The sequence below is a fragment of the uncultured Brachyspira sp. genome, from assembly GCF_934747485.1.
GTDB lineage: Bacteria > Spirochaetota > Brachyspiria > Brachyspirales > Brachyspiraceae > Brachyspira.
On record NZ_CAKVGN010000036.1, the window covers coordinates 17,299 to 30,440 of the forward strand.

Consider the following 13,142-nt stretch of genomic DNA (forward strand, 5'->3'; position numbering starts at 1 on the left):
ATCTTATTATTATTGTTATTATTCTTTTTGCTGCCTTTTTATTTTTGAGTGCGGCTGAAAGTGATTTTGAAAATTTACAAACTTCACAAAATATTGCTGTTTATGAAGGTCTTACTATTAAAGACATAATAGTTACAGGGGAAGTAAGACTTAGCGAGGAACAAGTAAAAAATAATTTCCCTATTAAAAAAGGAAGTAAATTTTCTAGAACAGAAGTTAATAACGCTATAAAAAATTTATTTAATACAGAATCTTTTGACAGAGTTGCTATAGATGTTACAAGGGAAGATGACGGCATTATACTTAATATAGTTGTAGCGGAGAGATTCATTATTAAAGATATAATATACAATGGAAATAAGCGTTTAAGCAGAACAGCTTTAAATGATGCTATAAAACCTATAATGCGTGTTGGCGACCCTTATATACCGCAGAAGTTAAATGATGCTGTTAATGCTATTATCACTAATTATCAAGATAAAGGATATTTAAAGGCTTATGTTGAGCCTAAGGTTATAGAAGATAAAGAAGCTTCTGATGTTGTGATAGAGATGAATATTGTAGAGGGTAATGAGGTTAAGGTATCGAGCATTCGCTTTCATGGTAATACGCATTTCTCGCCTAATGAATTAAAGAGACAAATGTCTACAAAAGAGAATGGCTTCTTATCTTTGGGTAAGTTTAATGAGTTTAAGTTTGAAGAAGATAAATCTAAAATAGTAAAGTATTATGCTGATAGGGGTTATTATAGGGCTAAAGTAAATAATGTACGCTATACTTATCAGTGGAGAGACCCTCAGGTAAAAAATGAGCAGGACTTAATTATAGATATTTATATAACAGAGGGTGATAAATATTATTTTGGAGACATTGGATTTAAAGGCAATTTTGTTATACCTTCAGATGTTATACAGGCAGACATAAGGTCTAAAAAGGGTGCTTTATATAATTACACTTATCATATGTCTGATTATCAGGGTATACAAAACAAATATTCTGAAAAGGGTTATATATTTAGACAAGTTATACCTGTTATATCAGTTAATGAAGAAAACAAGATAGTAAATATAATGTATGATATAGTTGAAAACGATAAAGCACATATAGAAAATATTACAATAGCAGGAAACACTAAAACTAAAGACTTTGTTATACAGAGATATATTGATATAAAACCGGGAGAAGTATTTAACTCTGCTAAAATACAGCGTGTGCAGGAGCGATTATATAATACGCAGTTCTTTGACAATATTAACATTAACGTAAAACCGGGTTCTGCAGAAGGACTTATGGAGCTTGGGCTTAATGTTACTGATGGTAAGTCTGCTATGGTATCCGGAGGAGGCGGTTTTTCTACTGGTTCTGGTTTTAAGGTGTTTTTGTCTGTAAGAGAAAACAACTTTTTAGGACGTGGATTACAATTAGGTTTAAGCGGCGAGTTTGGTCAGACTCAAAAGAGAATAGCAGTTAACTTTGCAGAGCCTTATTTGCTTAATTTGCCTATATATTTGGGTATTGATTTATCTTACTTTAATGAAAGTGTTAATACAGGTTATCAAATAGGAAGCGATCAATTTGGTCTTCCTAAATATTCTTACTATACAAGACATGGTTTTGAAGGTATTGCGAGAGTTGGTTATTATTTCTTTGATTATTATTCTACTTTCTTAACATTTGATACTATTGTACAGCAGTATCAGCAGTGGTATGACCAAGGTGCAACAGCTGCAGGTCCTGACTATGTTTTAAATGATATTAAGAAATATTTAGTTCAAAGAATAGATAAAAAAGACGGAAGTTTCCAAAGATGGCAAAGTGATTGGTTTACTACTTTTATAGTATCTTATTCTCTTCTTAGAGACAGCAGAAACGATTATCTTAACCCTACAAAAGGAAGTTTCTTAAGAGGTACGGTTGATTTCTACTTTAACCATACTCAATTAATGAGATTAAATGCTACTGGTTTCTTGGCTGTGCCTGCAACTAAATGGCTTTCATTTGCATTTTATGGGGAGATTGGACAAATTATTGCTATTCCGGGGCTTCCTATTCAAAATGATGCTGATGTACTTTATTATCTTAATCCATTTGAAGATGTTAGAGGATGGGATACTTCTAAATATACTATATTTAAACATAATAGAGGCTTAAGCACTTATGATTTGCCTAATGAAAACGGTCAGAAAGATTCTTGGAGTTATGGTAGAGCAAAAGTGAGATTCTTTGCTGAGCTTCGTGTGCCTATTATACCAAAAACTTTAGGATTTGTTGGTTTTCTTGATGCAGGTCAATTATGGCTTCCTTATTCTACAGGGCTTAATTCTTATGGAGATACTTATGATTATCCTTCACAGTTTATGAATATTAAAGATATATTTGACCCTTCACAATATATGTATTCTGTGGGTTTTGGTTTGAGGCTTACTATACCTATATTTAATATTAGATTTTATTTTGCTAAGAGATTTGTTTATAATAAAGATGATGTTGGATTTGGTAAGGGATTTCAAGATTTTGAGGGTGATACTTATTCTCCTCTTGGTAAGTGGCTTGGCAGAGGCTGGGGAATTGCTTTTACAATGAACCACCCATTCTATTAAAAAATTATATTGCTATTTTGCAGTTTTTATTATAACTTTTATGATATAAATAATTTGTCAGTAAAGTATAAAAGGAGAAAATAAATTATGAAAAAATATTATATTTTTGGCTTAATGTTTTTGTCTTTTTTGGTTATATCTGTAATAAGTCCGAGAGTTTTTACTCAATCATATAGGCTTACTAAAGTTGGTTATGTTGATTTAGATAGAGTTGTAAAAGAAGTTACTAAAGATGAAGTTTTTGTTGAGAATCTAAAACTAAAAATGGAAGAGCAAAATAATAGAGATATGGCAGAAACTAATAATACAGAAATTAATACTAATCCGAGAGATAATTCTTTGAGGGGACAGGTTAAAAGACAGGTTGCTTCATCACTTCTTGGCATAGTAAAAAAAGAAGGCTATACTCTAATACTCGAGAGAACTGAGTATGCTATTCTTTATGCAGATAGAAATTTTGATATTACAGATGCTGTTATTAAAGATGTTAAAGAATCTGTTATGAAAAAATAATTATTATAATATTATTTAGTTAAAAATGCATAGTATTGACAAATAATAGAAAAAACTTTATATTAATAATACTCTGCTTGGTACGTGAAGCGATGACATTCTTGCACCAGTATAATTTAATGCTAAAGGGATCTGGATTGAAGCATTAATGATAGGCTCGCCATTATCGCGATATGGTATAGAGAAATCAAGGTCATGTTTCTGGGGAACCCACCTGACTATAAAGTTAGGTGCATTTATGTCGCATACGGCTATAGCGGAGCTTTTTTATATAAAAAATATTCGCTTACTTTTAATCAAATAAAAAATCCAACGCATACAAATAATTAGAGAGTAAATATGGATAATAAGACAAATAAAGAAAATGTGAGGCTTGTTAAGGTTATATTAGAATCGGGTTTTGCAAGCAGAAGAAATTGCGAGAAAGCTATAATGTCTGGAAGGGTGAGAGTAAATAATCAGGTGATATTAGACCCTGCTTATAGAGTTAAAGAAACAGACAGTGTCTCAATAGATAGAAATATTATAGAGAGGCAAACTAAAAGGTATATGGCTTTATATAAGCCTTTGGGTGTTGTGAGCACTACTAAATATTTACCCGGCAGGAGAATTATTACAGAGTTTTTTAAGGGTATTAAAGAGAGGCTTTTTTATGCTGGAAGGCTTGACTCCGAATCCCGCGGAATTATGATTATTACAAATGACGGAGAATTTGCTAATATCATCACGCATCCTTCTTATGAAATATTAAAGGTTTATGATGTTACTGTTAATGGAAAAATAGATTCCGAAGCTCTTTTAAAAGCAAGCGGCGGCATCACTATAAAAAATGTTACATATTCTCCTTTTAAATTTAAAATTCTTTCAAAAGGAAGAGTACAAAGCAAAATTCGACTTACTATAAACGAAGGTAAAAACAGGGAGATAAGAAAAATATTTGATTATTTGGGTTATAAGGTAATTGATTTGGAGAGAATATCTGTTGGATGTGTGAGTAAATATGATGATGTGTCCGGTACTTTAGAAGCTGGGCATATTAGAGATTTAACAAAAAAAGAAATAGAGTTCTTCTTTAAACAAAAAGATAAAAAGCTCAAAGAAATAGAGTCTTTATTTTCTAATAGCACAATTAAAGATATTAAAGATGATGAAGAGTTTAATGAAGAAGATTTTCTAAAAGATAGTGAAAAAGAAATACAAAAAGAAGAGAAAAAGAAGCATGATAAATCTAAATGGGCTAAAGCTAAACCTAAGAAAAAGAGATTAGCTTCTAAAAAATCTGTTTTTGTTAAAGAAAAGAAATTAAAAACTGTAAAAAAATCTGTTAAAAATCCATTAAAAAAGAATTTGAAATCTAAGAGAAGTAAATAATTAGCCCTATAATAGTTATAGGGCTATCACTTTATTAATATATTAAAATCATAGAAGTATATACATATTTTTATCATTAAAAATACACTATAGAACAAAAAAAATCAATAAAAATAATAAGTTTTTTATTTTATTTTTGTTATATTTTTTATAAATATTTATAAAAAATTAATTACAAATTTACATTATATTGGTTTTTATATATGCGGGGGTTTTTATATGTTAAAAAGGATATTCTTTTTATTTATAATAATTATTTTAATGATATCTTGCAGAAAAGCTGTAACGCGTCCTAATATGTCCAATTTAGGAACTCCTCCTTCAGAAGAGGGTATTCCAGAAATACCTGATATTACACCTCCGGATAATGAAGAAGATTATTACATAAAAGCAAATGATACAGAAGATATGATTAAAAATAAGATTCAAAAATATTATGATAAACATAGTATATATGTTGCTTTAATCGATGATACTGAAAATAATATAGAGAAAAATGGCACTATAGAAAAGATTAATAATATTATAAATAATGATATTTATTCTCAGGGCGTATTTTTAGATTTGAGTAAAACTGATATGACAAAAATATCTGACAATTTATTTATGGATAGTAAGCATTTATCTTCTGTAAAACTTCCTGAGACTATTACTAGTATAGGCGTTGGTGCTTTTTCAAATGCTAAAGCATTATCAGCAATTAATTTTCCTTCTGTATTAAATGAAATAGGAAAAGGTGCATTTTATGGTTGTGCAAATTTGCAAGAAGTGAATTTAGAATACGCACAAATAAAAATTATATCTGATCAATCTTTTGATGGTTGTTTAAAATTAGCAAAAGTTACGCTTCCTAATATGTTGTTAGCTATAAATGAAAAAGCTTTTAATAATTGTGAAAGTTTAACAGCAATTAATTTTCCTGCTACATTAGAAGATATGGGAGAAGGTGCATTTTTAAAATGTAAAAGTTTGCAAGAAGCTAATTTGAAAGATACACAAATAACTATATTATCTAATTATGTTTTTAGCGATTGTAATAATTTAACTTTAGTTACGCTTCCTGATGGACTATTAGGAATGGAAAACGGTGCTTTTAGTTATTGTACTTCATTGGAAGAGATTACTTTTCCAGAAAATTTTATAGTTATAGGAAATTCTGTTTTTTATGAATGTATCAGCTTAAAAAAAGTAAATTTTAATGATAAACTTAAATCTATTTATCACTATGCTTTTTATGGCTGTTCATCTCTTTCAAAAATATCATTGCCAAGCAGTTTACAAGAGTTGGGAGCAGCGGGTTTAGCAGAGATATTTCCAGAATGTACTTCATTATCAGATGTTGAATATTTAGGAACAAACCCAGAAGATATAGCTTATTTTGGCAACATATTTGGCACATCTTCTAATCCTCAAAATTTATATTTACCTAATGTAGATGACCCGGCAAGCATCCAACCGCCTTCTCAAGACCCTAATCCTTGGATAAATTTCTTAGGATATGATTGGACTGATAAAATAAAATATAGAGAATCTATGCCTAATGAAATAATATAAAAAATAATATAGAACTTATAACATTTTTACAGGTTCTCTTTTTCATTTTGCATAAAAATAATATTAAACTTTTACTTGATTATATGCTTTTTATATAATATACTTTAAACATAATATTAAAATTAGAAAAAAATTAGGGGTGTAATAACTTATGGAAAAAAATGTACAAGATAGAATTAATTCTTGGCTTAATGGCTCTTATGATGAAGAAACCAAAAAAGAAATTAAGGCATTATTAGATTCTGGAAATGAAAAAGAATTAACAGATGCTTTTTATAGAGATTTAGAGTTTGGTACAGGCGGTTTAAGAGGCATAATGGGGGTTGGTACTAACAGAATGAATAAATATACTGTTGGTGTTGCTACTCAAGGTTTAGCTAACTATATACTTAAACAAGGCTCAAATAATTATAAAGTTGCTATAGGATATGATTCAAGAAACAATTCTGATGTATTTTCTAAAGCTGCCGCTGAAATACTTTCTTCAAACGATATAAGCGTTTATCTATATGACGATATTCACCCTATATCACTTCTTTCTTATGCTGTTAGAAGTTTAGGCTGTATTGCTGGAATTGTTGTTACTGCAAGCCATAACCCTAAAGAATATAATGGTTATAAAGTTTATTGGACTGACGGTGCTCAGGTTATTCCTCCTCATGATAAAAATATAATAGATGAAGTATTGAAAGTTAAGCCTGAAGAGGTGAAGATGGGAGATGCTTCAAAGGTTACTCTTATAGGAAAAGATATTGAAGATAAATACATGAATGATTTAATGTCTTATTTAGTTAATCCTGATATTATTAAAAAACATCATGATATAAAGATAGTTTACACCCCTATTCATGGTTCTGGTTATAAAATGGTTCCTATGGCTTTGAGAAAGGCAGGATTTACTAATTTAACAACTTTAGAGGGTGCTCAGCCTCCTAATGGAAACTTCCCTACTGTTGAATCGCCTAACCCAGAAAACCCTGAAGCATTACAGATAGCTGTTAATAAAGCTAAGGAGATTGGTGCTGAACTTGTTATGGGTACTGACCCAGACTGCGACAGAATGGGCTGTGCTTTGCTTACTAAAGATGGTTCTTACATGTATCTTACTGGTAACCAAATAGGTTCTATAATTGCATACTATCTCATTACAAATAAAAAGAATATTCAAAACCCTTATATAGTAAAAACTATAGTAACAACTGAGCTTGCAAGGGCTATTGCCGATGCTAATAATGTTAAGCTTTATGATGTACTTACCGGTTTTAAATGGATTGCTGATATTATAGAGAGAACAAAAGATGGTACATATTTATTTGGTTTTGAAGAGAGCTTTGGATATTGTATTAACTCAAATGTACGCGATAAAGATGGTGTTAGCTCTTGTTTGATGCTTGCTGAAGTGCTTGCTTATTGTAAAGACAACAATATGACATTAGCTGACTATTTAGAAAGCATTTATGAAAAATATGGTTACTTCTATGAAGAAACTATTTCAATTACTAAAAAAGGTGCTGATGGAGCTAAGGCTATAGCTGATTTAATGACTTATTATAGAAACAATTTACCTAAAGAGATTTCTGGTGTTGAAGTTGTAAGCATAAGCGATTATGAGAAAAAAGAAGTTTATGACAATAGCGGTAAAAAAATAAGCGACATTACTCTTCCAAAATCTAATGTTCTTCAATACATACTTTCTGATAAAACAAAAATTACTATAAGACCTTCTGGTACTGAACCAAAAATAAAATTCTATTTTGAAGTTTGCGTAAAAGAAAGCAAAGATAAAAGGCTTGCAGTTGCTAAAGAAAAAGTAGCTAATTTCAAGAAGTTTATAAAAGAATAATATTTATTTAACTATTAATAAAGAAGAAGCTCTAATTAATAGGGCTTCTTCTTTTTTTGTCTTTTATAATTCCCCGCCCTTTAAGTTTTATTGTGTAAACTAGAAATATAATTTATATTTATTTTCAGCTAAATAATAAAAAGCACCCCCACCCAAGCTTTTTTTAATCTTTATGGTTTTTAAAGCACGCGGTAAATAAATTTATGTTTATAGATTACAGTGCATTATTAACTTAATTGGCTTTGAAGATGAGTTTAACGCGTGTTGTAATAAATCTTATAGTTAATAAACAAAATTGTAATACAATTTATTAATAGCAACAATATAAAAAATGTTATATAATACAGCATCATTATATAAAGGAAGTATACAAATGAAAGCATTAATTATTACAGATAATTTATTTGAAGATTCAGAATTATTTTATCCTTATTTCAGATTATTAGAAGAAGGAGTTGAAGTTGATATAGCAGCTCTAAATAAAGGAGAAATTAAAGGTGAATATTTTTTCAAAGTTGATGCAAAATTAGATTTTTCTGAAGTAGAGCCTTCAAATTATAAAGCATTAATAATACCTGGTGGAAGAGCACCTGAAGCTATAAGAGGCAATGAAAACGTTAAAAAAATAGTAAAGTATTTTGTTGACAACAACCTTACTATAGGAGCTATTTGTCATGGTCAGCAAACTTTAATATCTGCAAAAGTATTAGAAGGAAAAGATGCTACATGTTATATAGCTATAAAAGATGATTTAATAAATGCTAAAGCTAATTATAAAGATGAAAAAGTAGTAGTATGCGGAAATATCATAACTTCAAGATGTCCTGATGATTTGCCTTATTTTGCTAAAGAGATAATAAAGAAATTGAAATAAAATATATAAAGATGAGAGGCTCTAATACAGAGCTTCTTTTTGGGCCTTTTCTAATTCCCCGCCCATTAAGCCTTATAACTTAAACTAAAAATATAATTTATATTTCTTTTACAGCTCAATTATAAAAAGCACGCCCGCCCTAGATTTATTTAAATTAGCACTACTATTTACGCACGCAGAGTTAAATAAAATATATAATTAATTTTGAATTTTTATTTGTATAATATATTAAATTTAATTAACCGTGCGTTTAAAAAAAATTTATGATTAAAAAATATCTATTATTTAAATGATATTTAATTTTTTTAATTTACAATGAACTATATTATTTTATTGTTCATAAAAAACAATATAATACAAATAAAAAAACATCATTAAATTACTAATTTATAACATATAATATCAATAATTTTTAAAAAATATGAAATATTTATAATTAAAAACTTGATAGATGTTATTTTTTTTATTATACTTATAAACGTTTGATTTTGATCAAGTTCAAAAATATTAAAAATGAATAAATTTATAAGGATGTTCTATGTCTAAAGAGTGGTTTAGAGAAGCCATAATATACCAAATTTATCCTAGAAGTTTTAAAGACTCTAACGGAGATGGTATAGGCGATTTAAAAGGAGTATTAGAAAAATTAGATTATTTACATGAATTAGGTATAACTGCTATATGGTTTTCGCCTATATATAGTTCTCCAAATGCTGATAATGGATATGATATAGCTGATTATCAAAGCATTATGAAAGAATTTGGCACTATGGAAGATTTTGATAAGATTGTAGAAGAATGCAGAAAAAGAAATATCAAAGTCATTATGGATTTAGTGGTAAATCATACATCTGATGAACATAAATGGTTTATAGAATCAAAAAAATCAAGAGATAATGATAAAAGCGATTATTATATATGGGCTGATAAAAAAGATGGCAGAGAGCCTAATAATTGGGAATCATTTTTTACTGGAAGTGCTTGGCAATGGTGCGAAGAAAGACAGCAATACTATTTGCATTTATTTCATAAAAAACAGCCTGATTTAAATTGGAAATGCGATAAACTAAAAGAAGAGATATTTTCTATGATAGAATGGTGGATAAAAAGAGGCACTGATGGATTTAGAATAGATGCTATAAGCTATCTAGAAAAACCAGAAGGCTTTCCAGATTCTAAAAAACAAGCTACTCATAAAGATGGGTATGTGATGGATGCTGAAATCACGGCAAATCTTCCCGGAACTCATAAGTTTATAAATGAAATGAATATTAGATTATTTAGTAAATATGGTACTCCTACTGTAGGTGAAATAGGATGCATCACTCCTCAAACTGCAAGAGATTATGTACTTCAAAGCAGAAAAGAATTTGATATGATAATACCATTCATTCTTCCTCAAATAGAAATAGACACTTGGAATGTTCCTATGTTTAAAAAAAGAATAACAGAATGGTATGAAGCTTTAAAAGATGACGGCTGGTGGGCTCAGTTTTTAAGCAATCATGATAAACCTAGACAAGTATCATTATACGGAAATGATAAAGAGTACAGAGTAGAATCTGCTAAAATGCTCGCTTCTATTATACATACTGTTCCTGGTACTCCTTTTGTTTATCAGGGTGAAGAGATAGGAATGACAAATGTATATTTTAATAATATTGAAGATTATAATGATGTTGATACAAAAAGTATGTATTATAAATTAATCAAAGATGTTAGTGATAAAGAAGAAATAAATAAAATATTTGACAGCGTTAGAATATCAAGCCGTGATAATGCAAGAACTCCTATGCAATGGAATGATGAAGAGTTTGCAGGGTTTTCAACTCATAAACCTTGGATAAATGTTAATCCTAATTATAAAGAAATAAATGTAAAAAAAGCATTGGAAGATAAAGATTCAATATTCTATTATTATAAAGAATTAATCAATATAAGAAAAAATAATAAAATAATTGTTTATGGTGATTATAAAGAAATAAAAATTGATAATGAATATGTATATGGTTATGAGAGAAATTATGAAGATAAACAATTAATAGTAATAAATAATTTCTCCAAAAACAATGCAAAGATAAACTTAAACTATAATATAAAAAATATTATGCTATCAAATTATAAAGAAAATAAGATTAATGGCTCAGAAATAGAATTAAGAGCTTATGAATCAATAATTTTCTTTTCTAAATAAAAGATACACAAATAAAATAATTTATTAATAATAAGGATAAAATTATGAATACAAACATGAAAGTTGGTTTGGGAGAAAAGATAGGCTATGGTATTGGAGATTTAGCCTGCAATCTAATTTTTTCAACAGCTACATCATATCTAATGTACTATTACACAGATATAGCAGGTCTTACAGCCGCATCTGTTGCAACTTTATTTTTGGTAGCAAGAATTTGGGACGCTATTAATGACACTATTATGGGAATGATAGTTGATAAGACTAATACTCGTTTTGGTAAGTTTAGACCTTATATATTATTTGGTTCCATATTTTTGGCTATATTTGCTTTTTTATGTTATGTAGTACCTACTAATATGAGTTTAAGCGGTAAATTAATTTATGCTTATATTACTTATATAGGATTGGGTATGTCATATACTTTGGTAAATTTACCTTATTCTGCTCTAACTTCGGCTATGAGTAATGATTCTGAAGAGAGGACTAAAATAACAACTGTAAGAATGATATTTGCTGTATTAAGCGGTGTTGTGGTAGCACAAGTTTGGAATTTAGTAGATATATTCGGCAAAGGAAATGAAACTGTAGGATACAGATATACTACAGCTATTATGGGAGTTGTTTCTATAATATTATTTGCTATATGTTTCTTTTCTACAAAAGAAAGAGTATATATTGACAATAAAAAAGAAGAAAAAAAACATTCTTTAAAAGAAGAGTTTAGCAGTATATTATTAAATCCTCCTTTGATAATAATTACTATTGTGTTTATGCTTATCCTAATATGCGGTTTTGTTATAGCTGGTGTTAATATATATTTCTTCAAATACAATGTTCAAAGGGCTGATTTAATTACTCCTGCTATGACTTTAACAACTTTATCTACTGCTATAGGAATGTTCACTGTTCCTTATGTTACAAAATTATTTGGTAAAAAGAAAGCTGGAATAATTACATTAAGCATGTTTGGGCTATTAAATCTATTATTTTTTATAAATTATAAAACTTTGAATTCTATACCTTTATATTTTGTAATAATAGTGATATCTGGTATATTTAATTCATACACTTGGTCTTTAGGCTGGTCTATGCTTCCAGATACAATAGAATATGCAGAATATAAAGTTGGTTTCAGAGCTGAAGGATTAATATACTCAATGTACAGTTTCGGACAAAAAATGGGTATGGCTTTGGCAGGGCTAATATCAGGACAAATTTTAGCGTTTGTAGGATATAAAGCAAATGATTTACAGCAGACCCAATTCGCTTTAGATGGAATAGCATTTTCAAGAGGGGGTGTTCCTTTTATATTATGTATAGTATCTATTATAATTATTTCTTTCTACCCTTTAACTGAGAAAAAATATTTACAAATATTAGATGAATTAAATAAAAGAAAAACTATAGGACAAAATTAATAATAAAAGGCAGTAAATAAAAAATATTTGCTGCCTTTAAAAAATTTTAAATTTATATAGCTTTATCAAAAGCAAATTATTTATGAAATTATTTATAATTGTAAAAAGTTAAATATTTGTATTATTTTATTTCCTGCTTTATCATAGTTCCTCTATAATATACAGGTGCTTGGTTCTCTTCATCTGTAAAACTAACTTCAACAATAACATAAGCTGTTTTATTATCATTGTTAAAAGCTGCTGTAGTTTTATAAGATGTATCATAATCAGTTACAGTGAACTCTAAAGTATTTTCTTTTGGTTTACTTATTTTATCAAAAGATATATTAGGTTCTGGGTAATTAGAGCCTGATATATATACATCTATAGAGGCATCAGTTTTTATTTCAAATTTCCAATTTAAATATTCAAGTGTTGTGTCTAATTTTAGTTCTCCTTTCCAAGTACCTTTATGTTTTGTAATATCTTCTTTATCATTGATTTCTGTATTAATTTCACTAGTATTAGCTTCATTAGATGATAAGGCAGAATTATCTTTGTATCCTACTCCTGTTGTGTTTTTATTGCTGCAGCTTAATAACAATGCTGTTGCTATCACAGTAATTAATAATAGTTTTTTGTTCATTTATATATCCTCTTTATGTACATTCTTTTTTATAAAAATAATATTCTATATGTAAATATTTTCTATAAATATAAAAAAAATATAAAAATGCACAGGAGCCAGACATATTGCAGTTAGGAATTCCTTAATTTCTTAAAGTATAGCATAGGT

At 28.5% G+C, this 13,142-nt stretch carries 9 protein-coding genes; 8 read left to right on the top strand and 1 reads right to left on the bottom strand.

Annotated elements, in window-relative coordinates:
- Positions 1–20: 20 nt before the first annotated feature.
- The 8 genes from bamA (at position 21) to Q0H31_RS07805 (ending at position 12,367) form a co-directional block, all read left to right on the top strand.
- Positions 21–2,600, top strand: a complete 2,580-nt coding sequence (bamA, locus tag Q0H31_RS07770) for an outer membrane protein assembly factor BamA (RefSeq protein ID WP_367117129.1) — start codon at positions 21–23, stop codon at positions 2,598–2,600.
- Positions 2,601–2,687: 87 nt separating this feature from the next.
- Positions 2,688–3,113 carry an OmpH family outer membrane protein gene (locus tag Q0H31_RS07775; RefSeq protein ID WP_295296995.1) on the top strand — a complete coding sequence of 142 codons (426 nt, stop codon included), beginning with the start codon at positions 2,688–2,690 and terminating at the stop codon, positions 3,111–3,113.
- 339 nt (positions 3,114–3,452) lie between these two features.
- The gene (locus tag Q0H31_RS07780; protein WP_295296997.1) at positions 3,453–4,484 is read left to right on the top strand and encodes a pseudouridine synthase; all 1,032 of its coding nucleotides are present in this window, start codon (positions 3,453–3,455) and stop codon (positions 4,482–4,484) included.
- Between the two features lie 219 nt (positions 4,485–4,703).
- Complete coding sequence (locus Q0H31_RS07785; protein ID WP_295296999.1) at positions 4,704–6,038, top strand: leucine-rich repeat domain-containing protein; 1,335 nt, start codon at positions 4,704–4,706, stop codon at positions 6,036–6,038.
- Between the two features lie 151 nt (positions 6,039–6,189).
- Positions 6,190–7,881 carry a phospho-sugar mutase gene (locus Q0H31_RS07790; RefSeq protein ID WP_295297001.1) on the top strand — a complete coding sequence of 564 codons (1,692 nt, stop codon included), beginning with the start codon at positions 6,190–6,192 and terminating at the stop codon, positions 7,879–7,881.
- Between the two features lie 373 nt (positions 7,882–8,254).
- The gene (locus Q0H31_RS07795) at positions 8,255–8,755 is read left to right on the top strand and encodes a type 1 glutamine amidotransferase domain-containing protein (RefSeq protein ID WP_295297003.1); all 501 of its coding nucleotides are present in this window, start codon (positions 8,255–8,257) and stop codon (positions 8,753–8,755) included.
- Between the two features lie 538 nt (positions 8,756–9,293).
- Complete coding sequence (locus tag Q0H31_RS07800) at positions 9,294–10,949, top strand: alpha-glucosidase (RefSeq protein WP_295297005.1); 1,656 nt, start codon at positions 9,294–9,296, stop codon at positions 10,947–10,949.
- A 44-nt stretch (positions 10,950–10,993) separates the two neighbouring features.
- Positions 10,994–12,367, top strand: a complete 1,374-nt coding sequence (locus Q0H31_RS07805) for an MFS transporter (RefSeq protein WP_295297007.1) — start codon at positions 10,994–10,996, stop codon at positions 12,365–12,367.
- Between the two features lie 121 nt (positions 12,368–12,488).
- Here the strand turns inward: Q0H31_RS07805 and Q0H31_RS07810 are convergent, their stop codons facing one another.
- Positions 12,489–12,992, bottom strand: coding sequence for a hypothetical protein (locus tag Q0H31_RS07810; RefSeq protein WP_295297009.1), 504 nt, complete (start codon positions 12,990–12,992; stop codon positions 12,489–12,491).
- Positions 12,993–13,142: the final 150 nt, after the last annotated feature.

What these genes read in the sequence shown, in the direction of transcription:
- Q0H31_RS07780 (WP_295296997.1), top strand. Translation starts at nt 3,453, where the DNA reads ATGGATAATAAGACAAATAAAGAAAATGTGAGGCTTGTTAAGGTTATA.
- Q0H31_RS07785 (WP_295296999.1), top strand. Translation starts at nt 4,704, where the DNA reads ATGTTAAAAAGGATATTCTTTTTATTTATAATAATTATTTTAATGATA.
- Q0H31_RS07775 (WP_295296995.1), top strand. Translation starts at nt 2,688, where the DNA reads ATGAAAAAATATTATATTTTTGGCTTAATGTTTTTGTCTTTTTTGGTT.
- Q0H31_RS07805 (WP_295297007.1), top strand. Translation starts at nt 10,994, where the DNA reads ATGAATACAAACATGAAAGTTGGTTTGGGAGAAAAGATAGGCTATGGT.
- Q0H31_RS07800 (WP_295297005.1), top strand. Translation starts at nt 9,294, where the DNA reads ATGTCTAAAGAGTGGTTTAGAGAAGCCATAATATACCAAATTTATCCT.
- Q0H31_RS07795 (WP_295297003.1), top strand. Translation starts at nt 8,255, where the DNA reads ATGAAAGCATTAATTATTACAGATAATTTATTTGAAGATTCAGAATTA.
- Q0H31_RS07810 (WP_295297009.1), bottom strand. Translation starts at nt 12,992, where the DNA reads ATGAACAAAAAACTATTATTAATTACTGTGATAGCAACAGCATTGTTA.
- Q0H31_RS07790 (WP_295297001.1), top strand. Translation starts at nt 6,190, where the DNA reads ATGGAAAAAAATGTACAAGATAGAATTAATTCTTGGCTTAATGGCTCT.